At 64.5% G+C, this 23,475-nt stretch carries 22 protein-coding genes; 8 read left to right on the forward strand and 14 right to left on the reverse strand.

What is annotated here, in order from left to right; genetic code table 11:
* Positions 1-24: 24 nt before the first annotated feature.
* On the reverse strand, positions 25-1,722 hold the full coding sequence (locus VIM61_04300; protein HEY8899609.1) for an FAD-dependent oxidoreductase: 1,698 nt from the start codon (positions 1,720-1,722) through the stop codon (positions 25-27).
* Positions 1,723-1,906: 184 nt separating this feature from the next.
* On the opposite strand from VIM61_04300, the gene VIM61_04305 reads away from it, so the two are divergent.
* On the forward strand, positions 1,907-2,374 hold the full coding sequence (locus VIM61_04305) for a hypothetical protein (GenBank protein HEY8899610.1): 468 nt from the start codon (positions 1,907-1,909) through the stop codon (positions 2,372-2,374).
* Positions 2,375-2,620: 246 nt separating this feature from the next.
* On the opposite strand, the gene VIM61_04310 is transcribed toward VIM61_04305, so the two are convergent.
* From VIM61_04310 to VIM61_04350, 9 genes are all read right to left on the reverse strand, one after another.
* The gene (locus VIM61_04310) at positions 2,621-3,256 is read right to left on the reverse strand and encodes a hypothetical protein (protein ID HEY8899611.1); all 636 of its coding nucleotides are present in this window, start codon (positions 3,254-3,256) and stop codon (positions 2,621-2,623) included.
* Positions 3,253-3,720: a sigma-70 family RNA polymerase sigma factor gene (locus tag VIM61_04315; protein ID HEY8899612.1), complete on the reverse strand. Its 468-nt coding sequence runs from the start codon at positions 3,718-3,720 to the stop codon at positions 3,253-3,255. Before VIM61_04315 ends, VIM61_04310 begins: the two co-directional genes overlap by 4 nt.
* A gap of 302 nt (positions 3,721-4,022) precedes the next feature.
* Complete coding sequence (locus tag VIM61_04320; protein HEY8899613.1) at positions 4,023-4,463, reverse strand: hypothetical protein; 441 nt, start codon at positions 4,461-4,463, stop codon at positions 4,023-4,025.
* Positions 4,464-5,163: 700 nt separating this feature from the next.
* Positions 5,164-5,298, reverse strand: a complete 135-nt coding sequence (locus tag VIM61_04325) for a hypothetical protein (GenBank protein HEY8899614.1) — start codon at positions 5,296-5,298, stop codon at positions 5,164-5,166.
* An 82-nt stretch (positions 5,299-5,380) separates the two neighbouring features.
* A complete protein-coding gene (locus VIM61_04330) occupies positions 5,381-6,346 on the reverse strand; it encodes an SDR family oxidoreductase (GenBank protein HEY8899615.1) in 966 nt (321 codons plus the stop codon).
* Positions 6,347-6,389: 43 nt separating this feature from the next.
* A complete protein-coding gene (locus tag VIM61_04335) occupies positions 6,390-6,956 on the reverse strand; it encodes a TetR/AcrR family transcriptional regulator (protein ID HEY8899616.1) in 567 nt (188 codons plus the stop codon).
* A 54-nt stretch (positions 6,957-7,010) separates the two neighbouring features.
* On the reverse strand, positions 7,011-8,534 hold the full coding sequence (locus VIM61_04340; protein HEY8899617.1) for a YifB family Mg chelatase-like AAA ATPase: 1,524 nt from the start codon (positions 8,532-8,534) through the stop codon (positions 7,011-7,013).
* Positions 8,535-8,696: 162 nt separating this feature from the next.
* Positions 8,697-10,421 (reverse strand): adenylate/guanylate cyclase domain-containing protein, encoded by a 1,725-nt coding sequence (locus tag VIM61_04345; protein HEY8899618.1) that lies wholly within the window; start codon positions 10,419-10,421, stop codon positions 8,697-8,699.
* Between the two features lie 24 nt (positions 10,422-10,445).
* A complete protein-coding gene (locus tag VIM61_04350; protein ID HEY8899619.1) occupies positions 10,446-10,763 on the reverse strand; it encodes a hypothetical protein in 318 nt (105 codons plus the stop codon).
* Between the two features lie 512 nt (positions 10,764-11,275).
* Here VIM61_04350 and VIM61_04355 point away from each other — a divergent pair.
* The 3 genes from VIM61_04355 to VIM61_04365 all read left to right on the forward strand — a co-directional run bounded on the left by VIM61_04355 (position 11,276) and on the right by VIM61_04365 (position 13,756).
* On the forward strand, positions 11,276-12,181 hold the full coding sequence (locus VIM61_04355; protein HEY8899620.1) for a polyphosphate kinase 2 family protein: 906 nt from the start codon (positions 11,276-11,278) through the stop codon (positions 12,179-12,181).
* 79 nt (positions 12,182-12,260) lie between these two features.
* Entirely contained in the window at positions 12,261-12,620 is a 360-nt protein-coding gene (locus tag VIM61_04360) for a DUF3302 domain-containing protein (GenBank protein HEY8899621.1), read from the forward strand.
* Positions 12,621-12,622: 2 nt separating this feature from the next.
* On the forward strand, positions 12,623-13,756 hold the full coding sequence (locus tag VIM61_04365) for a biotin/lipoyl-binding protein (GenBank protein ID HEY8899622.1): 1,134 nt from the start codon (positions 12,623-12,625) through the stop codon (positions 13,754-13,756).
* A 42-nt stretch (positions 13,757-13,798) separates the two neighbouring features.
* Here VIM61_04365 and VIM61_04370 read toward each other — a convergent pair whose 3' ends face one another.
* Positions 13,799-15,814, reverse strand: coding sequence for a hypothetical protein (locus VIM61_04370; protein HEY8899623.1), 2,016 nt, complete (start codon positions 15,812-15,814; stop codon positions 13,799-13,801).
* Between the two features lie 191 nt (positions 15,815-16,005).
* On the opposite strand from VIM61_04370, the gene VIM61_04375 reads away from it, so the two are divergent.
* A complete protein-coding gene (locus tag VIM61_04375) occupies positions 16,006-16,722 on the forward strand; it encodes a hypothetical protein (protein HEY8899624.1) in 717 nt (238 codons plus the stop codon).
* A gap of 3 nt (positions 16,723-16,725) precedes the next feature.
* On the opposite strand, the gene VIM61_04380 is transcribed toward VIM61_04375, so the two are convergent.
* Genes VIM61_04380 through VIM61_04390 form a run of 3 tightly spaced genes read right to left on the reverse strand, consistent with a single transcriptional unit; the run spans position 16,726 to position 19,005 of the window.
* Positions 16,726-17,190 carry a flavodoxin domain-containing protein gene (locus VIM61_04380; protein ID HEY8899625.1) on the reverse strand — a complete coding sequence of 155 codons (465 nt, stop codon included), beginning with the start codon at positions 17,188-17,190 and terminating at the stop codon, positions 16,726-16,728.
* Complete coding sequence (locus VIM61_04385) at positions 17,187-18,128, reverse strand: hypothetical protein (protein ID HEY8899626.1); 942 nt, start codon at positions 18,126-18,128, stop codon at positions 17,187-17,189. The genes VIM61_04380 and VIM61_04385 overlap by 4 nt, the downstream gene beginning before the upstream one ends.
* A 37-nt stretch (positions 18,129-18,165) precedes the next feature.
* A complete protein-coding gene (locus VIM61_04390; GenBank protein ID HEY8899627.1) occupies positions 18,166-19,005 on the reverse strand; it encodes a M14 family zinc carboxypeptidase in 840 nt (279 codons plus the stop codon).
* A gap of 57 nt (positions 19,006-19,062) precedes the next feature.
* On the opposite strand from VIM61_04390, the gene VIM61_04395 reads away from it, so the two are divergent.
* From VIM61_04395 to VIM61_04405, 3 genes are all read left to right on the forward strand, one after another.
* On the forward strand, positions 19,063-20,094 hold the full coding sequence (locus VIM61_04395) for a dipeptide epimerase (GenBank protein HEY8899628.1): 1,032 nt from the start codon (positions 19,063-19,065) through the stop codon (positions 20,092-20,094).
* 45 nt (positions 20,095-20,139) lie between these two features.
* Complete coding sequence (locus VIM61_04400) at positions 20,140-21,693, forward strand: glycosyl hydrolase 53 family protein (protein ID HEY8899629.1); 1,554 nt, start codon at positions 20,140-20,142, stop codon at positions 21,691-21,693.
* A gap of 146 nt (positions 21,694-21,839) precedes the next feature.
* Positions 21,840-23,475 (forward strand): CHRD domain-containing protein (locus VIM61_04405; protein ID HEY8899630.1); only part of this gene is annotated, 1,636 nt, incomplete at its 3' end.

Genomic DNA, 23,475 nt, shown 5'->3' on the forward strand with positions numbered 1-23,475 from the left:
GACGGCTGCGGAAGGACGATTCGCTCACGCGTAGGTGCCGAGCACCTGGTGAACGCCCTCGATGGCCATGCCCCCCTCGCCCACCGCGGCCGTGCAGCGCTTCACGGACCCCGACCGCACGTCTCCCGCGGCGAAGATGCCCGGCACGCTCGTCTCCATCGCCCCCGGCGGACGCCCCTCGGCCTGCCAGGTGGGTGTGCTTGCGACCGCGGGCCCGGTGAGGATGAACTCGCGCGCGTCTCGCAGGATCTCGGGCGGCAGCCAGCTCGTGCACGGCTTCGCGCCGATCATCGAAAACACGGCCGGCGTCTCGACGACGCGGCGCGCACCGGTCGCCACGTCCTCCAGTTCCACGCTCCGCAGCCGCACGTCGCCATCCATTCGGCGAATCTCGGTGCGATACATGATCTCGATGTTTTCCTTCATCTCCACGCGTCGCGAGAGGTAGCTCGACATGCTTTTCGCAAGGGTGTCTCCGCGAATGACCAGCAGCACCTTGCTCGCAATCTCGGAAAGAAACATCGCGGCCTGGCCGGCGGAGTTGCCGCCGCCGGCGACGATGACGGTCGCGCCGCGGCAGGCCTGCGCCTCCATCACCGTCGCCGCGTAATAGACGCCCATGCCGTCGAATTTTTCCCGGCCCTCGGCGCCGATGCGGTTGTAATCCGCGCCGGTGGAAACGATCACCGTCTTCGCGCGCAGCGTCGCCATGCAGCCGTCGATACGCAGCGCGGCGCGGTATTCGCCACCGGGGAACGAGAGCGAAAGCGCCTGCGAGGGCGTGGTGAACTTCGCGCCGAACCGGTGCGCCTGGAGCTGCGCGAGGTTCGTGAGATCACCGCCGCTGATGCCGGTCGGGAAGCCGAAAAAATTTTCGATGAGCGACGACATGCCGGCCTGCCCGCCCGGCGCATAGCTTTCGAGAACGACGGTGTTGAGCCCCTCGGATGCCGCGTTCACCGCCGCCGACAGGCCCGCGGGGCCGGCGCCGACGATCGCGAGATCGCAAAACACCTCGTTCGCCCCGTCCTCGGCAAGCGGGCGGAGCAGGCCGGCAACCTGCGCGATCTCGCGGAGCGACGGCTGGCTGAGCGTGGAGCCGTTGTTCGCGATGAGGATAGGCAGCGCGGCGTCCGCGAACCGCAACCGCTCGCACAGCGCGCGGCCCTCCGGCTCGTCGGAGGGAATGAGCCGGTGCGGGATGTGATTCTTGTCGAGGAAGTCGTGCATGCGATGCGCCGTGCGGCAGCCGCTGTGGGCCACGATGCGCAGGCCCGCGAACTCGCAATCCCGCTGCAGCCGCTTTCGCCGCATGATGAACGCCTGAACGATCGGTTCGCCGACGCCCGGCAGTTCCGCGAGCGCACGGCGGATCGCGGTGGCAGGAATTTCCAGGATCTCGGATTCCTCGGCGCTGCCACGCACGCTGGCGACGGCGGACGTGCCGTTGAGCATGCTCACATCGCCCACGAAATCGCGCGGGCCGGGATTCGCGAGAATCTGCTCCTCGCCCTCGCGCGACTCGTAGGCCTCGAGCTCGCCGGAAAGAACGACCGTCATCGGCAGGTCGCGCTGGCCGGCGCAGAAAACCTTCTCGCCCCGCCGCACGATGCGCCGGCGGCCAAGCGGCTCGAGCTGCGCGAGCTGGTGATCGGTCAGCTTCGGGAACGCGATGTTGTGCGTGTCGCGGTAAAACTCCTCGTCTTTCGCCGGGTCGCCCATGCGGGCGATGCTCCCGTGTTCTGCTGCAAATTCCGAGCGCGAAATGGCGAGCATCGCCTCGAAGCGCACTTGCGCACGGGGAGGAATCGCCGCCAGTATGGCGCCGATGAAATCGCCCGTCTCCCCGCGAATCCGGCCGCGGCAGCATGCTGAGTTCGAGCCGTCGGGTTTAGGGATCCGCGCGATGGGGCTCGCCGCACTGGTTCTCGCGCTCGCTCTGACCGGATGCGCCACGGCAACCTTCGCGCCGCTGCCGGGCGGCGCCGTGCCCGGCACCCCGGGGAGTCGTGCGATGATGAATTCCTGCCTCCGACTGCCGATTTATTCCGGCCCTCCCAATCGGCCCTACGAGATCATGGGCATCGTTCATTGCGCCTCGGGAGCGAATCCCATGCAGGCCGCCCGCGCCGCCGTGCGAGAGGGCGCCGAGCATGGGGCGGAGGCCCTTGTCCTGATGAACGAATACGTGAAAGTGGCCGGAGTGAAGACGCCGGGCGCAACGTTCGGATTGTGGAATGCCTATTCGCGCGACATTTCCGTGGAATGGCCCTGTCGCGACGCCGGGGTGCCCCCGCTGTGGCGCGCCTACGTCGACTGCCTGCCGGCGATCTACGAATCGGAATACGTCTTCGCGGCGATTCACTGGCGGTAGGCGGCAAGTCCGGAAACCGCATTCCGAAAGAGCCGGCAGAGGATCGCTATCGCGAGCGGCTTCGCTCATCCGCCCGATCCTCCTGAAATTCTCCCGCCAGAGACTCCAATCCAGCGTGCGATACGGGATGACCTCCGCGGGGTGCCCGGAGCGAATCGCGGAGAATTCCGCAAGGTCGACGATCGTGCGGGCGAATTTGAGGATTCGGTCGTAGGCGTGGATCGGACTTTCAGATGGAGATCGCACTCAGCAGGTTTCGTTCGACCGCTCCAGGCTCGGGGACTGTTCGTAACTGTGGAGCAACGTCTCCACTCGATTTCGTTCGGGAAGCAGAACGCGGAAATATCGCTCAGCGACCAGTCCGCCTCCCAAAGCAAGCGCGACGGCGAACAAAAGAGCCATGAATCCGAGGTCACGTGCCTCGATCTTTCCGGTCGCGGCAAGTTGGTGAAGCATGAAAGGCAAGCTGATGGCGAAGGCCAGTTGAAGGAAGGCGATCACCCTATGCCTAGTGCGAGACGCGTGATTTTCGGCCAGAGTTTCGCGCAAAGCATCCACGATCGACCGGTTCGCTTTGGCAGCGGCATTGCCGCGGACGAGAAAACTGTGCCAGAAGAAAGCGAGCACAAACCAAAGGGGAAGAATAAGGGGCAGCAATATCCAGTCGGTCGCGGCCTGGAATTTTTCGCTATGCGCTACCCACCACGCCGTCCGGGCGGTGATGAATATAACCAGAAGCGCGGTCCAGACGAGCCACACTAAGCCAACCATGCGTTGACGGCGCAGTCGGCGGGCGAGCGACTTCGTCAGACGAGAGGCCGTGAGGGGATCGATCTGATTGGCGGGGGAAGTCCAGGCGGAGTGAATGTCGGCGTCGTTCATGATGGGTCTTGGTTCAAAAGTGTGGCAAGGCGTTCGCGGATTCGTTTCAGGCGAACTCCAACATTGCTCTCGGAAAGGCCGTGGATGTCGGCCATGTGGCGGTAACTCACGCCGTCGAGGGAGAGGAGAATAAGGGAGCGATCCGCCGGAGGTAGCAGTCGGATGGCCGCATAAATGCACTCGAGGCGCTCACGATCTTGCTCCCGTTGCTCGGGAGCAGGCTCGTTCGAGGCAAATGCCTCAAAGGTCGCGATTTTTCGTTGGTAAGTCCGCTGGCTGCGCCGCCACATCATCGCGGCATTGTGGGAGACACGATAAATGAAAGTCGAAGCGCTGGCGTGGCCACGGAAGGCAGGAATGGCATTCCAGACGGCCAGGGTCAATTCCTGCAGGAGATCGTAGCGATCGGACGGTTCGGAAAAGGCGTTCACCACACGGTGCAGGATGGCGGCGTGGTCGCGCATCCATTGTTCGAAACGGGGCCTGTTGCTCGGCGGGTGTCATCAATTTGCCTTTTCCTTATTGGGAGCCCGCCGGGGCGATTTCTTACACAGAACTTTGCACGAATGAAGCAACGCCAGAAAATACAGTGCTCAGTTCCCGCTTACCGTTTGCGAGGACTGTGGATCACCGCCAAAGATTCCGATCCAACGTGCGGTATCGGATCGCCTCGGCGAGATGTTCCGTTCCAATCGCTGGGGACTCTGCGAGGTCGGCGATCGTGCGCGCGACTTTGAGAATGCGGTCGTAAGCACGAAGTCGATTCTCAGGCGGAGATATTGCCGCCGCATCCGAGAACTTCGGTTTTTAAATCCCGCGGAGTAACGCCGTCGCTTGAAGGACAATCGGGTTTTATCAGCTGGCTATTAGCAACGAAGAGTGCGAGCCCGGAAAGGGCACTCGAAACCGGGACGAGCAACAGCCCCCATTTGAGACCGTTGGAGTTTTGGGATGTGCGCGTCGCGTCGCTGATCATGCCGACGAAGAGCGGGCCGAGGGCAGGGCCCAGGAGCGTCGAGCCGATCAGCACAAGGCTGGAGGCCTTTGCCTGCTTTCCCGGCCCGGCCACCCGATGCGCGGTGCCGAAAGCCCAGGGAAGAAGGAATGCAAACGACAGCATCCCGGGCACAAACAGCAAGATGGCCATCCACCCCGCTGGCGCGAACAGCGCCGCAAATGTCGCCACGCTCGCAACGAGGAAGAGCACCGCCGGTGCCCGAAGGGGGCCGTGGGCGCCAGATCGGACAGCCCGATCGAACCCGCGCCCGCCGAGCAGCGTTCCGACGGTTCCCAAGGTCCCCTGGAGCAGGCCAAATGTCAGCCCCACCTCGCTCGCCGTGTATCCATAGGGGCGAATCAGGAGCGGCGCGGCGAAGGCGTAAAACGGCGCGGACGCAAAGCCGAGCCCCCCCGCTCCGATGAACAACCGGCGAAATGCGGGCGAGACGAGCAACCAGCGACTCGACCGTAGGAACGGCTCGCCTTGTCCCGCCGTGCGGGCCATCGCCGGCGTCGCTCCGATCCACACTCCGACGGGCAGAGCGATCAGAATACCCGTCGCGTCAGCCCCGAACATTGCAGCCCTTCATCCGTGCGTGTCGCCGATGCGACCGCCCACCGCGAATCCGAGCATCGCTCCGATCGGAAGGCCCATGGAGTAGATCCCGATTGCCATCCCCCGGGTTCTTGGGCCTGATCTTCCGGGCGATCAACGCGTGACTCGCGGGAACCGCGCCCGCCTCGCCGAAGGCGACCCCCGAAACGCGCGAGGGAGAGAGCCAGAAAGCTCGCGGCCAGTCCTCCGGGAGTGCGGCCATCACGCTCCATACCAGGATGCAGGCGATCAAAACGACTTGGGGCGCGCCGCGATCAGCCCACCGGGCCAGTGGCAGCGCCATCAACGTGAATCAGACGGCGAATGCGACGCCCGTCATGAGGCCGAGCTGCGTGTCGCTGAGCCCCAGGTCGGTCTTGATCGACTCCGCAAGGATGAAGGGAAGAATTCGGTCGATCTGGCAAAGCACGCTGACGAGAAACAGCACCGTCAGCGCGGCGCCGGCCCGCCATCCCGAAAGGTAGGCGTCTGCGACTTCCGCGCCCCGGGAACGCGAAGGGATGGTGTCTTCACGGCAATCTCCAAGCGGATGCCGGGATCGTCACGCCCGAGAGGCGCCCGGAGATTTCCCACAGCCGGGACGCCGCCTCGACATCGAGCGCTTGTTTCGGAATCACCGCCTCCGTGGGCGCGCCTCGCATTTCCGCGAAGCCCGCCGGCCCGTAGTAGCCGCCTCCCCTCGCATCCGGCGAGGTAGCGGCGAACAGCGAGGGCCATGCTCCGTGGGACGCAGGCTGAAAAAGAAACCACAGGAGGCTGCGCGCCACTCCCTGAAAACTCCTGCGTCCGGCGCCGTTGTGGATGAGATCGGTGCGCGATATGCCGGGGTGCGCGGCGATGCTGGCGACGCCCCACCGCCCCGCCTCGCTCCGCCGCTGGAGTTCCAGCGCAAACATCAGGCATGCCAGCTTCGATTGGCTGTAGGATCGCATCGGCCGATAGCTCCGCTCCGCCTGCAGATCGTCGAAACGGATCGCCCCGCCGCGTGCGGCAATGCTCGACAGCGTGACCACTCGCGGATGCGCCCCCTCGCACAGCAGCGGCATGAGCTGCGCCGTGAGCGCGAAGTGGCCGAGATAGTTGGTGCCTAGCTGCAGCTCGAACCCGTCCGCCGTTTCCCGGCGCTTCGGCGGGTTCATCACGGCGGCGTTGTTGATCAGCACGTCAAGACTGCCCCGCTGGCTCCGGAGCCTCGCGCCAAAATCCGCCACGGACTCGAGGCTGGCCAGATCAACCCGCTCGAAGCGGACGTTCGCCGCCGGCACCGCGCTGCGGATCTTCGCGATCGCTTCCGCGCCCTTGTGGATATTCCGCCCCGCGATGATTACCTCCGCACCCGCACGCGCGAGCTCCAGGGCCGTGTGAAATCCGATTCCACCCGTGCCGGTCACGACGACCGACCGCTCATGCTGAGGGGGCATTTCCGCGAACGTCCAGTTTCCAGCGATACTCCGAGTCGTCGATATCTTTTCCATATTTTAAATGACTGTCCAGTCGCTCTATTTTGCGGTATAAAAATCAATGAATGGCCCGCCAGAAGGCCTCGAATCCGACCTTGCAATGCTCCTTCGCATTCGCGGGGTCGCTGATCATGTAATCCATCGTCGCGTCGGCGAGAGAGTTCATAATCGCACCGGCAAAACTCATCGGAGAGTTTCGCAGCGAGCCGGTGACCCGCATCTGCTCCATTAAATCGATGAAACCCGCCATGATCCGGGAGCCGGCGGCGCGGCTCTCCGGCGTGATCTGATCCGAAACACTCAGCTGCGCCACCACGCGGCGTTTTCCGGGATTGGAGGTGGCCCACTCCATCCAGTTCGACCAGACGTGGAACGCTTGCTTGCGAAGCGCGGCTTTTGCCGGGAGATCCGCGAGAGCCGCAGCCGCCATGTCGGATTTGATCTCGAGATAGAGCTGGTTGAACAAATCCGCCTTCGTCTCGAAATAGGTGAATAGCGAGCCGTTCGAAACACCCGCCTCCTTCGCGATCGTCGCGGTCGGCGCGCTCAGGCCCTGAGCGACGATCACACGAGTAGCCGCGTCCATGATAGCGGTGCGCTTGTCGGTGCTTTTCGGACGGGCCACGAGTCGAGCCATATATTTGAGTGACTGGCCAGTCAATTATTTATCGTGCCGCGATCACCGCCAGAGATTGCGATCCAACGTGCGGTATTGGATCGCTTCCGCGACATGTTCGGGGCGAATCGTTGCGGCCTCCGCGAGATCCGCGATCGTGCGCGAGACTTTCAGGATGCGGTCGTAGGCGCGGGCGCTGAGCTGGAGTTCGGTCATCGCGAGGCGGAGCATTTCGGTGCCTTCGGCGTCGAGCTTGCAGTGGGTCTTGAGCTGCCCGTGGGTCATGCCGGCATTCGTTCGGGCATGGCCACTGGAAAACCGTTTCGCCTGCACGGTGCGGGCGGCCACGACGCGCTCGCGAATGGCTTCGGAAGGCTCGGCGCGCTCGTCGCTGCTGAGATCCCTGAACTCCACCGCGGGCGTCTCGACGTGGATGTCGATGCGGTCGAGCAGGGGACCGGAGATGCGATTCCGGTAATTTTCCACCTGCCGCGGCGAGCAGCGGCACTCTCTTTTCGGATCGCCGAAATAACCGCAGGGGCAGGGATTCATCGCCGCGATCAGCATCACGTTCGCCGGGAAAACGACCGTGCCCGCGGCACGGCTAACCGTCACTTTCCGATCCTCGAGCGGCTGGCGCAGGACCTCCAGCGTCGAACGCTTGAATTCGGGGAGTTCGTCGAGAAACAACACGCCATTGTGGGCCATGCTCAACTCGCCGGGCGAGGGATTCGTGGAGCCGCCGATGAGGCCGACGTCGGAGATGGTGTGGTGCGGCGAGCGAAACGGGCGCACGCGACAGAAGCCGTCGCCGGCAAGCGCGCCGCTCACGCTGTGGACCTTCGTGGTCTCGATGGCCTCCTCGAGCGTGATCGGCGGCATGATCGTCGGGATGCGCTTCGAGAGCATCGATTTTCCGCTGCCGGGCGGACCGATCAACAACAGGGCGTGGTTTCCGGCAACGGCGACCTCGATCGCGCGTTTCACGAGCACCTGTCCCTTCACCTCTGCAAAGTCGAGCGCATCGACGGATGGCGCGTCTTCGCCGAAATCGGCCGCCGTCGGGGCGAGTTCCTTCTGGCGGGTGAGGAATTCGTAGGCCTCGCGGAGGCTGCGCACGCCGAACACATCGACGCCGGCAACCACCGCCGCCTCGGCGGCGTTCGCGAGCGGAAGGATCACGGCCTTCTTGCCTCGCCGGCGCGCCTCGAGCGCGATCGGCAATGCGCCCCGAATCGGGCGCACTTCGCCATTGAGACCGAGTTCGCCGGCGATGAGGCAGCGGTCGAGCCTCGGGACGTCGGCGCCGTCCGCGACGGTCACCATGCCGATGGCGATGGGCAGATCGAAGCTCGGCCCCTCCTTTTTAAGGTCCGCGGGAGCGAGGTTCACGGTCGTCCGCTGGCGGGGCCAGCGCAGGCCGCTATTGGCGATCGCCGTGGTCACGCGGTCGCGGCTTTCGCGCACCGAGGCGTCCGGCAGGCCCACCACGACGCGCACGGGATCGCCCGAGCCGGCGTTGACTTCCACCGTCACCTCCAGCGCGTCGACGCCTCGAAGCGCCGCGGAGAACACCCTTGTGAGCATGCGAAGGGTCTATCGACTCGGCCAGGATCGGCGAAGCGGAAAAGTCACCGGTTCAGGGCAGCCCCCCCTCACCGCCCTGCCCGCGGCCGGTTGCGTGCCGGCGAACACCTCGACATCTGACAAGCGGATTTGCAGCCGGCCCCCCTGCCGTCCCCCTGGGCCCTACTTCCGATGAAGTTCCCATTCACCCTTCCAATCGGGCGGCGGAGGATTCTCGCGGAGCTTCTGAATACGGTTTTTAAGAACGAGGGAAGGGCGATCGTCAGGACGCAGCTCCAGACAGGCCTGAAGCGCCTCCTCAGCGTCGTCCCAGTGGCGCAAGCGGTAGGCGGCGAGAGCGGTCGTCGAATGCTCGCAGAGTCTGAGGTCATCCAAAGAGACCTCATCGCGGAGTCCGACAAGGGAAAATGCCGTGGTCGGCTCTTCCTTTCCATGCACGACGAGAGTGTCGATTTCTCGCGCGACAATCGCGTCGCCAGCCTCCCGCCGCGTCGACTCGCAGATCAAGATCTGGGTGCCGTAGAAACGGTTTGCGGCCTCGAGTCGCGCAGCAAGGTTCACGCTGTCGCCGATGACCGTGTAACTCTGCGTATTTTCCGAGCCGATGTTCCCCACGACGACCTCACCGGTGCTGATGCCGATGCGTGCGTCCACGCGGGGCAGATTCTTTCGCAGCCCCGTAATCTCGGGAAGCCGGCGCTGAATCTCTTCAACCGCCCGCACCTGGGCGAGCGCGGACCGGCACGAAAGGAGGGCCCGATTTCCCCCGCCAATAAACGGATCGCCCCAGAATGCCATCACCGCATCGCCCATAAACTTATCGACCACGCCATGGCAGGCCTGGATGGCCTCGGCCTGGAGAGTGAAGTGTTGATTGAGAAGATTCACGACCCCGGCCGGCGTCAGCTGCTCACCGATGTTGGTGAAGCCAACGAGGTCTCCGAAGGAAACCGCCATCACCTGCCGCTCCCCTGCCAACGGTGCCGCGTCCGGGCCCGCCAGCACCCGATCGAGAATGCGAGGATCGATGTATTTTCCAAATGTCCGCCGAAGCTCCTCTTTGCGACGGAGTTCGCCAATGAAGTAATTGAACGATTGCGTGAGCCGCCCAATTTCATCGGAGGAGCGAACGGGAAGCTCGATGCTGAGATCCCCTCCCTCGACGGTGGCGAGGCCGCGAATGAGAGAACGCACCGGCTCGACGAGACGGCGCGTGGTCAGGGCGGCGACGGTGAGACCCAGGAGCACCGACGTGAATGTCGCAATCACCGTTGTCCAGAAAATGTGGGCGTGCTTCCGCGCCGATCCTGCTGACAGGGCGGCGATCATATCCGCCGTGAGTTTCTGCACATCGCTGCGCTGGGTCTGGAGCAGAGCCTGATAATCGTCGAGCAGGCGCAGGAGATCGACACCGCGGGAGAGCTCGCCCCTCCGCACGAGGTCAAGAATCTCCGCCTGACGCGTTGTGACGATCTCGAAGCTCGCATCGATCTGGTCGAGAAGCGCGCGGAGCCGGATGAGCATGGGGCCCTCTTCGGCAACGGGCGGCGGGTGAGCCAGAAGCTGCTGCGCATTCTCGATCTGCTGGGCCGCAAGAGCGGTATATGTTTCGTAGCTCCTGGACGCATCGGCAATGGCTTCCGCGCGGTCCGCGGTAGTCGTCAATCCTCCCAGCAGCCGCTCAAAGGCGATGCGCCGCCGCAGACCGACCTCGTTGAGGTTGTTGAGAACGCGGTCGAGCGGCGCGAAGTAACTGGAGATCTGCTGCAATTCGCTGCTGAGGACGGTGACCTGCCAGAGCAGGAAGGCCACCAGCAGGATCATGAGCAGCACCAGCCCCACCGCGAGACCGAAAATGCGGGACGCGATACTCGCGATGAACGGCATGACCGGGAAGAAGGCGGCTCTGCCTCAGGCTGCCCCGCCGAAAATCTCGGAAAGCGCTTTCAAGCCACTCGTTTGGATAATTCCCATGCCTTTGCCCGGAATGAACCAGATTCCCCGGTTGTGCGAGCGGCTGTAGAGCAACTGGACTCCATCGGGCAACTCGGCATGATGAATCAAGGCTTCCGGATTTTCTGACAGAAAATTGAAGAACCGCTCCCGCCACGGATCATCCATATGGGGAAAAAGGCTTTCTCCGAGTGCAGTGACTTCCGCGCTGCTCAGCGGGCGAATGGATTGAGCGACGGCCTGTCGACGCTCCTCGAGAATTTCTTCAAAGTTCATGGAATCACTTGTCGAGCGAATGCTACTCGCACCTCGGCGTGAAAGGCCAACCTTCGAATCGAAATTTTCCGGCGGGTCGCATGCCCGTCAATCAGGCAGAGTGAACCCCGTCCGTTCGTCCATGTTTTGCGCTCGGATCGCGCGCCTTTGATCCCGCTGAGCGGAGCGGTCATTATACCAGTTCTGCCGGCGTTGAAGCGCTTCTGTGCGGGCGTTCGAGCAGCCTCCCAGAAATGCGGTCGCCGACCCAATCGTCAGGAACAGCAGCAAAATGGAAGCCGAAGCGGGGAGGAAACGCATTCCGACTTTCTTAAGTCAGTCCACCCTGACAAAAAACAAGAATATCACGTCAACGGGTGTGAATGATTGCGACACACCGAAACCGTCCGGGCGCAAAAAAATCCCCCGCAGCCAGCTCGGGAAACGCAGATTGGTTCTCGTGTTTCCCATCCGGAAAGATAAGGTGGGCCAGGCTCAAGGGTTGACCGATCCGCAAGCCGTTCTCCCCAGAAATGAAAACTCGCAAGGTCATCGCCGCCGCCCGTCGTTTCTCCCAGCCCTACCGCGTGACGAACGGAAAAAAGTTCCGCCTCGCGGATATCGATCCTGGTGATACGGGCGAGCTGAAATCCGAGGATAAGCCGCGTGCGAAGGCCGCGCTGCAGACGGGCATCGAGGCCCTCGCGGAGTTGCAGGACACGCTCTACGCGCAGGACCGATGGTCGATCCTCCTCGTCTTCCAGGCGATGGACGCCGCGGGCAAGGACGGCACGATCAAGCACGTGATGTCGGGCGTGAATCCGCAGGGCTGCCAGGTCTCGTCGTTCAAGAGCCCGTCGAACGAAGACCTCGACCACGACTACCTCTGGCGGTGTGTGAAAGAGCTTCCCCAGCGCGGGCGGATCGGCATTTTCAACCGCAGCTACTACGAGGAGACGCTCGTCGTGCGCGTCCATCCGGAATTTCTGGCGGGCCAGAAACTGCCGAAGAAATGCGTGACAAAGCACATCTGGAAAGAGCGCTTCGAGGACATCCGAAACTTCGAGAGCTACCTCCATCGCAACGGCACGATCGTGCGAAAGTTTTTCCTCCACGTCTCGAAGGACGAGCAGCAGCGCCGCTTTCTCGACCGGCTCGACCGGCCGGAGAAGAACTGGAAGTTCTCGTCGAACGACGCGAAGGAGCGCGGCCACTGGGACGAATACATGAAGGCCTATGAGGCGATGATCCGCGCCACGGCGACGAAGGAATCGCCTTGGTATGTGGTGCCGGCGGACAACAAGTGGTTCACGCGGGTGATCGTCGCCGCGGCGGTGATCGATGCGCTGGCCTCGCTCGATTTGCACTACCCGCAGGTGAGTCCGGCGAAGCTCGAAGAGCTGGCCGAGGCGCGGCGGCTGCTCGTGGGCGGGGAGTGACCGGTCGGTCGGCTGATCCCGGTAATTTTCCAGAAAAATAGTCTCGCACCGTCTCAAGATGTGCGGCCCACTTGGCGCGATGGATGGTCTCAGCTATTTCGCCCTCGCGATCCTCTTTTTCGTCGTGCTGGTGCTCGCCTACGGGTTGATCGCGATCCACGACATCCCCTACAACATCGCCAAGGCGCGGAATCACCCGCACGCGGATGCGATCCATGCCGGCGGCTGGGTGAGCCTGTTCACGCTGCACGCCATCTGGCCGTTTCTCTGGTTGTGGGCCTACGCCTATCATCCCGAGCACGGCTATGCCGGGAAACCCGCCGACAAGACCGCGCCTCCCTCGCCGGGAGCGAAGGATGATCACGTCGCCGCGCTGCAAAGCCGCATCGCGGAACTCGAGGCCGAACTCGCCACCGCCAAAACGCCGAAATCCGAGTAACCATGGATCTCCTGCTCATCCTCACTTACGCGGCATTCGCCTACGCGGCATTCAAGCTGTTCAAGATTCCCGTCAACGGATTCACCCTGCTCACGGCCGCGCTCGGCGGCATCGCCCTCATCGGCGCACTGGTGCTCGGGATGAACTACAACCATCCCTTCACCAGCCAGGCGCGGTTTTATTTCACGACCACGCCGATCGTTCCCGGCGTGAGCGGCGTCGTGGTCGACGTCCCCGTCCAGCCGAATACGCCTTTGAAAGCCGGAGACGTGCTCTTTCGCATCGACCCGGCGCCGTTCAAGAACGCGGTTCAGGCCAAGGAAGCCGCCCTCGCCGACGCCGTGCAAGCCACGAGCCAGCTGCGGGCCTCGGCAGATCGTGCGCAGCAGCAATTTCAATCCGCCCAGGCGGCGCGAGCCGGCGCGAAGGACATCTTCGACCGGGCCACGAAACTCATCGCAAGCGGCTCGATCGCGCAGGCGCAATTCGAGAAGGCGAAGACCGATTTCCAGGCAGCCGATGCCGCGGCGGCCGCGGCGCGGTCCGAGGCCGAGCGCGCGCGATTGCAGGCGGACGCCACGCTCAGCGGCGTGAATACCGAGGTCGCGCGATTGCAGGCCGAGCTCGATACCGCGAAGTTCAACCTCGCGCAGTCCGTCGTGCGCGCGCCGTCGGACGGCACCGTCGTGCAAATGTTCCTGCGGCCCGGCATGTATGCGGCGTCGCTCCCGCTGCGCCCGGTGATGGTCTTCCTGCCAAAGGAGGCGCCAGTCTTCGCGGCCGCCTTCCTGCAGAACAGCGCTCAGCGCATCATTCAGAATTCGGACGCCGAGGTCATCCTGCCCGCCGTTCCGGGCCGGTTCTTCAAGGCCAGGGTCGACATGGTCGGCGCCTACATTCCGCAGGGCCAGCTCCAGCCCAGCGGCAACCTTGTCGATCCCGAGCAGATCCGGGGAACGGGCCGAATGCTTGTGACCATCGAGTTCACCGACGACCTCTCGAAATACCAGATCGTGCCGGGCAGCACCGGCGAAGTCGCAATCTACACCCACCACATGCACCACCTCGCGATCATGCGGAAGGTGCTGCTGCGGATGAAGTCCTGGACGAACTACCTCTTCAGCGACGGCCATTGAACCGCCACGCGGTTCGCCCGGGCCGCCGCGGCGCCGGGGCGGCTATTTGTCTTCGTCGATGACGGTGACCTTCTGCGTCTTCGAGTGAGTGCCCGCCGAGTTCTCCGCGTAGAACTTGAGGACCGTCTTTTTCACGAGCGGCTTGAACTTGAACTGCCATTTGCCGCCGGCCTTGATCGCGACGTGTTTGGTGAGGTTCTTGCCGGGCTTCTTCTTGTATTTGACGACGATCCCCGTGCCCGTAGCGGTGCCCTTGAGCTTCACCGTGCTCTTCGTGGTCTTGATCGTCTTTTTGCCGTCCACCTTCATCGTCGGGGTAACGGGCGCGGTGGAAGCGCTCCAGGCCCCAAAGGTCAGCTGCATCGAAGAGCCGGGGGTCACCGTGCCGTCGAACTTCGAGGGCACCTCGGGACCGGCGACCACCGGCGGAATCGGGCCGCCGTTCTCGTCGTAGGCAAAGCCGTAGGCGGAGCCCATGATCTGGCCGCGGGCATTGGCGCTGGCGCCGGCCGGGAGCAGGAAGATCGGCGTGCTGCCGACGGCCCCGGCGTGCATGAAGAGCGAGAAGAGATTCTGGGTCACGCCGGAGGGATACCAGTTCGCCTGCGTGCCCCAGTAGAGCGAGGTGCCGTTGTTCCCGGGCGTGGTGGCGGGATTCAGCGCGGCGGACGCGACGCCGACGCCGCGATTGAGCGCGGAGACGAGGAAGTTCTCGAGGCTGGCGAGCACCGAGGATTGCGCGGTATTCGGCGTAAACTGGATCGAGCTATCGGCAAAGAAGCCGCTGTTCCCGAAGACCATCTGACCGGGGGTGAGCATGAGCGCCAGGTAGGGCTGCTTGGAGAAGATATACTGCGAATTCGGCGCAGGATCGCCGCCGGCGAGGGGCGGAGAGAGCGTGAGCACGTTGCCGTTGATTGCGGAGATCGTCGTGACGGACTGGTTCGAGCTGTTTGGCGTAAGACCGGCGCCGGAGACAAACATGCCGGTCGTCAATCCGCTCACGGTGGACGCCAGCGTGAGCGTGGTCACGCCGCCGGCATTGTGAATGCTCCCGAGAATCTCGTCGCCGGCGTCGTCGGTGAGCGTGGAAACGCCAACGGGATTGAAGATGTAAAACACGGAGGCATCCGTCGCGCCGGTGAATTTCAGCGCGGGCAGCGAGACGCTCGTCCCGGGGTAAGTCTGCGTCACGGGGGCGACGGTGTAGGACTGGCCGGGAATGCCGGCGGGGTTCGAAACGACGCCCTGCACCTGCAGCGTCGAGGAGCCAAAGAGCGTCGTGAGATCCGTATTGAAGATCGTGTGGAGCGAACTGGTGAGATTGAGGAACTTTCCGGTGGAATCCTGTGCGGTGAGATAGGCGCCGGGATTCAGGATTCCCCCCGCCTGGCCGGCGATGCTGCCCGGCAGATAAACGAGATCGAGATACGGGGCGCCGGCCGTGCCTTCGGCCTGCATGAACGTCGTGTAGGCCGACAGGATGGAGGCGCGGGTGATGGCGGAATTCCCGAGCGGCTGGCCGTAGATGCTGCCTGCGGCCGAGGAGCCGTTCATCGAGATCGTGACCGGGAAGACAAAGCCGTCGACCGTCTGGATATCGACCGTGGCGTTCTGCGCCGAGGGATTCGGCGCCGGGATCGTCATCTCGACAATCGTGTAGGGCGGGTAGCTGGGATCGCCACCGGGATTCGGCGGTTGTTTGCCGAAGTCGACCGACGGGGCGGACTGGCCGTTCTGCACGATGAAGAAGTAGAAGCGGCCCCCATTGAACTCCGTGAGCGTGTCCAGCGAGATCGTGCTGATCTGTCCCGCTCCGGTGCCGACCGGGTAGCTCGAGACCGTGGCCCCCGCCGCGACGAGCGTGCCGGCCGGGCCAAGCACGAGATTGCTGCCGGTGCTGAAGCCCATCACGTAGATCGAATAATCCGGCGCGGGCAGGCCGGTCGCATTCGTGAGGCTGATCGTGTAATTGGCCGCCAGCGCTTGCGCGGGAATGAAGGCGGAAACGGCAAGAGCGCACGCAGCGACAAAAGCGCTGAGAGAGAACGGCTTCATGAAGCCGAGCGTATCGCCGGGGAACAAGCGCTGTCGAGGAATCCACCCGGAAAACATGCGCCGCGTCGAGAAATCATTCGCCGCGCAAGGCGAGGGTTTGCTAAGACACGTCCATGGGATCGCTCCTCCTCGCCCGCTTGCGTCAGCGGGCAGACGACCCCGGGTGTCGGCACCTTTCGCGCTGAACGGCCATGGCGAAAAGGGTGCCCAGGGAAATGGAGTTTTGCGTGGTTTCGGCCGGCGGGGTTGCCACGACGCGGCTGATCTCGCATTTTGCCGGGCGGCGTTGCGTGAACTCCCTTTGCGACGAGGACAGCCTGAAGCACCTGCCCGTGCCGCCGGTGAGCTTCAATCCGCGTTTCCGCTACATCTACCTTTTCGGTGACCCCGTGCCGGCGATCATTTCACTGTTCCGTCGCGGCTATCAGACGCCGCAGGCGCGCAAGCTCCAGCGCGGATGTCGCGGCCCCCGCCCCGGCCCGGAAATGACGATCGAGGACTACGCCCGGGGCGGACGCGATCTCTTCGGCTTCGAGCGCCATTTCGACAACTATTTCGAGCGCCACCTCATCCACCCCACGCTCTTCGTGCGCTACGAGGCCCTTTGGGAAAATCTCGACGCGATCCGCGACTTCCTCGGCTTCGACGCGGAGGAGTTTCGAGACTTCGCACCGCGCTGCCGGCGGCAGTCGGAGGATCGCCCACTCTGCCCCGTCGCCTTTGGCCAGCTTCGGGCCATTTACCGACCGTTCATCGACCGGCTGGAGGCGATGCCGGATGCCTTCGTGCGCGGCGAACACCTCGCGGGACATCGCGGCCATCTTTTCTTCTCCGCAAACCTGCGCCTCGCGGCGGTCAACGCCCTGAAGGACCGCCTCCGCTCGGCGCATCGACTCTACGGCGAGTAACCGCTACTCGACCGCGGCGGCGTTTGCCTCGATCGCGTCGGCCAGTTCGCACGCCCAGCGCGGCAGCCGTTCGTCGTGGTCCAGATCGCAGACCTCGCACGGCAACAGGCGAGTCGCTCCGGCGTTCTCGAGCAACTGATCGCAATTCCGGCCAAAGCCGCAGAACTCATCGTAGCTCGAGTCTCCGAGTGCAAAGACGGCGAAGCGGAGGGCGCTCAGGCTGCCGGCCTTGAGCACCTGGAGGTCTTCGTAGAAGGGGATGGCGTCGTCCGGCGGCTCGCCTTCGCCCCACGTGCTCACCACAAGCAGCGCGATCGACTCCCTGGCAAGAGACGACGCATCGTAGTGCGCGAGATTTTCCTTCCGGGCGGTGAAGCCGCGCTCCTTCAGCGCGAGTTCGAGGTCGATGGCGCAGCCTTCGGCGTTGCCCGTCATGGTGGCGAACAGAATGGTGATCGGTGGTTTCATAAATGGTCGATGGCGGTGTTCAGGAAATCCGCCCATTCGTCCTCGGCCATGCCCGCCGGCGCGGCGAGCGCGAGGCGCAGGGCGCCGTCTTCGGAAAATGATTTGAATTGCAGGCTCGCGTGACGCCCGTTGCGCGCGGCCGGGCCGTGCAGGACTTGCGTGGAGAGCCGGTCGGGATCGAAATGCAGCCCGACCGTATCGTCGCTGGTAAAGAGCCACGATCCCCGCGCTCGCACGCTGCGCGGCGTGAGTTCGCTGCTCTGCACGATCCCTTCGTTGCCGACGACGACACGCAGCGTCGCCTCCTGCTCACACGCATATTGCAGGATGCCTTCGAGCGCCTGCCCGGGCAGCTCCACCACCTCGTCGTAGTCGAGCCAGTGCCGCTGTTGCACGGTTTGCCAGCGCGAGGGGGCGAACGCCGGAGCGGGCGCGGCATTCGTAAATTCGCCGATGGCCTGATGATGTTCCACCCACTCGACAAATCGGTCCGGCAAGCTGCTGCCCGTGAGGCAGACCTTGTGGATCACCGCATTCGTGCAATCGCGAAACTCGATCGTCTGCGAGGCGCCACTGCCGCCGTGATGATGGCACACGACCGCGCCGCCGCCCCACGGCACGAACTCGATGTCGAGCGAACCATCCACGGCCTGCGCCCGCAGGAAATTCTCGCTGAAGGTGAGCGCGGGATACTCCCGCCGCTCGCCGAGAATCGCGCCCTCGTTGCCGGTCACGACAAGCACTTCGCCCAGCTTCGGCGCGCCATGCAGCATCTGCGCAAATTCGTTCCAAAGCCGGATGGAGCAGCACTCCCCGGAGCGGCGCGCATTGCCTGGCGTGGCGATCGCGAGCAACCGCGCCGTCAGCGCATCGGCATGGAGCGCACGTCCGGCAGATCCGGCTTCCGACCGGCGAAAGGAATTGTCTTCGGCATCCATGAGCGCGGCGACCCTAGAAGCCGGACCACGACGATCGCTAACGGTCGCTTGCGAATGTTTGATCGCTGCTTGCGAATGTTCCGCCCGCAAATCGGCATGCCGCCCGCAGCATTGCGTGCACGCCGGGCTCCACCGCCTCGAGATAGCCGACGGCATCGTGGCGCCACCGCTCGTGCATCGTCACCAGGTGATCGTCGGGAAGCGCGCCCGGCCGCGGCATCGCGGGGTCGTAGGGCAGCTCGAGCGTGATCATTGCGGGCGCGGAGCCGTCGGGATACGCAAGCCCATAGCCGCACCACTGCCCGAGCGAGCCGGGGCAGTCCGCCTGGATCAGCTGGAGATGATGCTGGCCGCGGAGGGGATCCGTCACCCGAAGTCGATAGGGCGCCCGCTGCCCGGGCGAAGGTGCGGCCCACATGGCCTCGGCAAGCGGCGTGGATTGCGCACCATCGGCATCGAGCTCCGCAAGCGCCCAATGCAGGGCGACGATCTTCGCCGGTCGCCACCCGAGGATGGCGTCGCGCAGGATGCGCGTCTCCGGCTCGGACCACGGCGCCGGGCCCGGGGGCTCCTCGCTATCGGCGCGCCAGTTGAAGCCGCAGTTGCGGTTGGGGTCCACGCCACGGGCGTTCACCCGCGTCCCGGCCTCGAGTCCGTCGGGATTCGCGCAGGAAATGATTGCCACCGGCTCCGCCAGCTCGAGCCGGCGGAAGCTTTCCAGCAGGTCCACCGTCGCGGGTTCGTCGCCATGCTGGCCGCCGATCAGCAGCGTAAGATTCGGCGGCGGCGCGGCGGGATCGAAATTTCGCCAGGCCAGAATTTCCCGCCCGAGGACGGAGAAGCCGAGAACTTGTGGATGAAGAGGGCCCCCGGACATTCGCGCGTGGCCGCAACGCTTCCAGAAACCGCCGCATCGTGAAAAGATAATCCGCCGATGAAGCTCACCTGGGTCACCCGCGAACTGCATCCGCGCCGCGTATTCCGGATCAGCCGGGCTCGTCGGCGCGAGGTGCGCAACGTCTTCGTGCGGCTCGAGCACGACGGCATCGCAGGCTACGGGGAGGCGTCGCCGAATGCTTTCTACGACGAGACGTGGGAAGGCGTCGGCGCCCGTCTCGAGGCCGCCCGCGACTGGCTCGAAAGGCTCGAGATCACGACCGTCGCCGAGCTCGAAGCTGCCTGGAACGAAGGCTGGACTCGCCTCCGCCCCTCCCGCGCGGCCCAGTGCGCGATCGACCTCGCGCTGTGGGATTGGCTCGCTCGTCGAGAGCGAAAATCGGTCACCGAGCTCGCCTGGAATCAGCCCGCCACACCGGTGAAGACCTTTTGCACGATCGGCCTTTCCACCGCAGAGGAGCTTCCCGAGAAAGTCGCCGAACTCGCCGGCTTTCCCTGCATCAAGATCAAATCCGACGCCACGGCCGATCTTGCGACGGTGCGATTCGTCCGCGAGCGCAGCGATGCCCTGCTCGCGGTGGACGCCAACTGTGCGTGGACCGGGCGCGACCTCGCCGCGCTCACCCGGGAGCTCGCGCAGCTCGGCGTGAACTTCCTCGAACAACCTCTTCCCGTTGATGCGGACGACGCTCTCCCGGCGGGGCTCGCCCTCCCGACCTTCGCGGACGAGAGCTGCGTCACCGAAGCCGACGTCGAGCGTGTCGCGGAAAGATTCTCCGGCTTCAACATCAAGCTCGTGAAATGCGGCGGCCTCACGCCCGCCCGCCGGATGGCGCGACGCGGCCGTGAACTCGGCCGGCAGCTCATGGTCGGCTGCATGCTGGAAAGCAGCGCATTGATCGCCGCCGGCGCCGCGATCGCCCAACGAACCGACCATGCCGATCTCGACGGCGCGTGGTTGATCGGTGACGATCCATTCCTCGGCTGGCGCTTTGATCGAGGCGTGCTCCAGCCGCCCGCGGCGTCCGGTCTGGGCATCGAGCCGCAGCCGGGATTGTTTCCGGATTAGGCGATCGGCCGCGATTCTGGATCGCGCCCTGCTTGCCTGAATCCCATGTCTGGAGCTTTCCCTCGCGTGCTCGCCATCCTCCTGGCGATCCCGACGATTTTGCCAGCCGGGCCCGCGACAGACGACGCCTTCGCGGGCGTGGATGCCAACTACTCGCTCGGCATGGAGAAGGCCGGGCGGACGTGGAACTGGGACGGCAGGAAGGAGGATCTCTTCACGGGCATGGCGGCTCGCGGCGTGCGGGGGTTTCGCGTGCGTCTGTGGACAGGTGACGACGGCCCGAATGGCAAAAACTACGCGACCGAAATTGTGAAGCGCGCGCTGGCCGGCGGGCTGGAGCCGTATCTCGTCATTTTTCTCAGCGAGGATTGGGCGGACCTTATGAAACAACCCGCGCCGACCATCTGGAGAGACCTCGACCTGCCGAAGCGCGCCGAAGCCGTGCGCGCCTATTCCCGCGACATCGTCACGCATTTCCGAAAAGTCGGCCTGCGCAGTCACCTCTACGAAATCGGCAACGAGATCGACTACGGGATCTGCGGCGTTTATCCGGGCAAGAGCACCAGGAAAAATGCCGAGGGCCTCTCGCGGACCTGCTGGCCCCAGGCGGCGGAACTCATTCGCGCAAGCCAGCAGGGCGTGCTCGAAGCGGACCCGGACGCGAAATTTCTTCTGCACATTTCGCACTGGTGGGACGCGGATTTCTGCATCGCCTTCTTCCGGTTCATGCTCGCGCACGACGTTCGCGTGGATTACGCGGGCCTCTCGTATTTCCCGTCATCGAACATCGGCGGCTCGCTCGAGATGTCGCAGTTCGGCGCGGTCGTCCGCGCGCTGCACGCCGCGATCGATCGCCCGATCATCGTGCCGGAGAGCGGCTATCCGAGCACCGCGGACTTCAAAGGCCAGTTCTCGCGATGGAAGAAGGCGACTCCCGGCTACCCGCTCACGCCCGAGGGTCAGCAACGCTGGCTGAAAGACTTCCTCGATTACTGCGCGCACGAGCCGGCCATCGCGTCCGTCTATTCCTGGAGTCCGGAATGGTGCGGGGCGGGGATGTGGGAAGCCTTCGCGCTGTTCGACGCCGACGGAGCGGCCCGCCCGGCCTGGGCGGCCTTTGCCAAATCGCGGGCGGAGCGGCCCGCCCCGAAGAACTGGCGTTATTTCGAAGCCCGCGGCGACCGGCTTTATCCCGTGCCGATCGAGGAGGCCCGCAAGCAGGCCGAGCCCATCCTGAAAAAGGAACTCGCGGCAGCCGGCCGCGTGAACACCGGCTACATCAACGCCATCAGCGCCCGCGAACTCCTCGTCGGCGGCTACCGGGTCAACCTGCGTGCGACCCTTTCCGGGAACCTCGATCTCGATCTTCAGGAAAGCGCCAGCGCGCCGCCGTGGAAGGAGCAACTGGCCTCGCTCGATTCCACGAAGGAACGCGTCGTCATCTTTGCTCGCGAGCCCGACTCCGCCTTCGTCGCGGAGGTTCTCGCGGCCGCTGGCGATCGCGGGATCGAGGCCGTGGTTCATCGCATCGATCCCGACCAGCCTCTGAAATTTGGCCAAACAGCCGGTGTGCCGCCGACATCGAATGGCTCCGAATAAATCCAATGCGCGTTCCGGAGCGATCTCACCCTAAGGCGTCGGCGACTCGGTTGTTTCGACCCGCGTGCCGAAAAATCACTCCTTGCCACGATAATGCAGGCGCAATTTCCAAAATGGCGTAGTCTCCCCAAGGTTCCCCTCCTCCCGTGAACTCCCCCTCCCGGCTCTCCGTCGTTTGCGCAGCCTTCGCCGGCGCGGCGTCGCTCCTGCCTGCGTGGGGCTTTGACGGGAACGGAAACGGCCTGAGTGACGTCTGGGAGCAGCGCTACAGCGCGCAATCTCTCGCGCCAGCGGAGGACGCGGACGGCGACGGCCAGAGCAATGGCACCGAGGCCGCGAATGGCACGGATCCCTTTGACGCTCAATCCCGCACGGGAATTTCCAGCGTGCAACCCGCGGGCGGCGACATCGTGCTCACCGTGAAAACCCAGCCCGGCAAGCGCTACCGGATCATGCGCAGTTCCAGCCTCGCCCCGGGATCATGGACCGCGGAGGGTGCCGCGCAGCTCGCCACCGGATCGTCCCTGGAATTCCACGCGCCGCCCGGCTCGGATCCCGCTGTGTTCTTCGCCGTGAGCGTGGACGATGTGGACACCGACAACGACGGGCTGAGCGATTGGGAAGAGCGGCAGCTCCCGGGATTCGACCCCTCGAAGGCGCAGAGCGCCGTCGCCGGGCAGGACGACGGCGTCACGCTCGGCCAGCGCCTCGGCACTGGCGCGAATACCGTGAGCTTCGATGCCATCACGGCCACGGCCTACGAAAAAGACGGCACGGTCGGTGCGCTCCGGATCACCCGCACGAACGGCCTCGCCCCGCTCACGATTTCCCTCACGCGCAGCGGCAATCCGAACGCGCAAAAGGGCTCCGCGAGCGCCGGTGACTATCGGCTCGAGGACGCCGCCGGTCAGCCGATCACGGACAGCGTCACCCTTCCCTTTGGCGCAACGAGCGTCGACCTGCGCGTCGTGCCCGTCGCGGACAGTCTCCGGGAAGTGCCCGAAATGCTCACGCTCACGATTCCGGCCAGCCCGAAATATCAGCTCGGCGCAAGCAGCAGCGCGGCCGTCTCGATCTGCGATGCCTCGCGCGATCCGGCCAACGACCGCACCTTTCTCGCCTTTCTCGCGCCGGATTCCGGCGTGACGTCCTCCGCCTCCGGCATCTCGACCGTCCATCTCCGCGGTGACAACAGCGAGGCCCTCGTCGACCTCACGTTCAGCAGTCTCACCTCCGCCCAGGCCGCCGCGCACATCTACGCTCCGGGCAGCGGCGGCGACATCAAGGGCCTGCCTCGCGGCCAAGTCTCCGGCAGCGTGTGGTCGATCGTCGCGGCGCAGTTTTTCTCGACGGATCAGGCCGTGCTCGACGCCCTCTTTGCCGGCACGATTTCCGTGAACGTCCTCACCGGCAACTACCCCGATGGCGAGATTCGCGGCCCCTACTTGCTCAGCAACGGCTCGGCGAATCCACCCACGCCCGCGGATCCCCCGCCGATCGAGACACTCACCGGCGAGGACCTCCGACGCGACGTCGCCCGATTCCTCATCCAGTCCACCTTCGGGCCCACCCAGGCCAACATCGACGCCCTGGTCGACAGCGTGAATGACGCCGGGGGCAATCGCATCGCCGCCTACACGAACTGGATCGATTCCCAGTTCGCCCTCGATCAGACCCGGCTGCTCGACTACACGCAGGCCGCCGACGCCCAGGAATGGGCCCTCCGCGGCACCGATCCCATCAACTACACCTCGACGACCGGCGAGCCCGGCAACAACAACC

Source organism: Chthoniobacterales bacterium (genome assembly GCA_036569045.1).
In the GTDB taxonomy this organism is placed as follows: domain Bacteria; phylum Verrucomicrobiota; class Verrucomicrobiia; order Chthoniobacterales; family JAATET01; genus JAATET01.

Coding starts and splice junctions, on each gene's coding strand:
- VIM61_04300 (HEY8899609.1), bottom strand. CDS start 1,722: ATGGGCGACCCGGCGAAAGACGAGGAGTTTTACCGCGACACGCACAAC.
- VIM61_04345 (HEY8899618.1), bottom strand. CDS start 10,421: ATGCCGTTCATCGCGAGTATCGCGTCCCGCATTTTCGGTCTCGCGGTG.
- VIM61_04400 (HEY8899629.1), top strand. CDS start 20,140: ATGTCTGGAGCTTTCCCTCGCGTGCTCGCCATCCTCCTGGCGATCCCG.
- VIM61_04315 (HEY8899612.1), bottom strand. CDS start 3,720: ATGCGCGACCACGCCGCCATCCTGCACCGTGTGGTGAACGCCTTTTCC.
- VIM61_04370 (HEY8899623.1), bottom strand. CDS start 15,814: ATGAAGCCGTTCTCTCTCAGCGCTTTTGTCGCTGCGTGCGCTCTTGCC.
- VIM61_04330 (HEY8899615.1), bottom strand. CDS start 6,346: ATGGAAAAGATATCGACGACTCGGAGTATCGCTGGAAACTGGACGTTC.
- VIM61_04340 (HEY8899617.1), bottom strand. CDS start 8,534: ATGCTCACAAGGGTGTTCTCCGCGGCGCTTCGAGGCGTCGACGCGCTG.
- VIM61_04305 (HEY8899610.1), top strand. CDS start 1,907: ATGGGGCTCGCCGCACTGGTTCTCGCGCTCGCTCTGACCGGATGCGCC.
- VIM61_04375 (HEY8899624.1), top strand. CDS start 16,006: ATGGCGAAAAGGGTGCCCAGGGAAATGGAGTTTTGCGTGGTTTCGGCC.
- VIM61_04390 (HEY8899627.1), bottom strand. CDS start 19,005: ATGTCCGGGGGCCCTCTTCATCCACAAGTTCTCGGCTTCTCCGTCCTC.
- VIM61_04310 (HEY8899611.1), bottom strand. CDS start 3,256: ATGAACGACGCCGACATTCACTCCGCCTGGACTTCCCCCGCCAATCAG.
- VIM61_04365 (HEY8899622.1), top strand. CDS start 12,623: ATGGATCTCCTGCTCATCCTCACTTACGCGGCATTCGCCTACGCGGCA.
- VIM61_04395 (HEY8899628.1), top strand. CDS start 19,063: ATGAAGCTCACCTGGGTCACCCGCGAACTGCATCCGCGCCGCGTATTC.
- VIM61_04385 (HEY8899626.1), bottom strand. CDS start 18,128: ATGGATGCCGAAGACAATTCCTTTCGCCGGTCGGAAGCCGGATCTGCC.
- VIM61_04380 (HEY8899625.1), bottom strand. CDS start 17,190: ATGAAACCACCGATCACCATTCTGTTCGCCACCATGACGGGCAACGCC.
- VIM61_04350 (HEY8899619.1), bottom strand. CDS start 10,763: ATGAACTTTGAAGAAATTCTCGAGGAGCGTCGACAGGCCGTCGCTCAA.
- VIM61_04360 (HEY8899621.1), top strand. CDS start 12,261: ATGGATGGTCTCAGCTATTTCGCCCTCGCGATCCTCTTTTTCGTCGTG.
- VIM61_04355 (HEY8899620.1), top strand. CDS start 11,276: ATGAAAACTCGCAAGGTCATCGCCGCCGCCCGTCGTTTCTCCCAGCCC.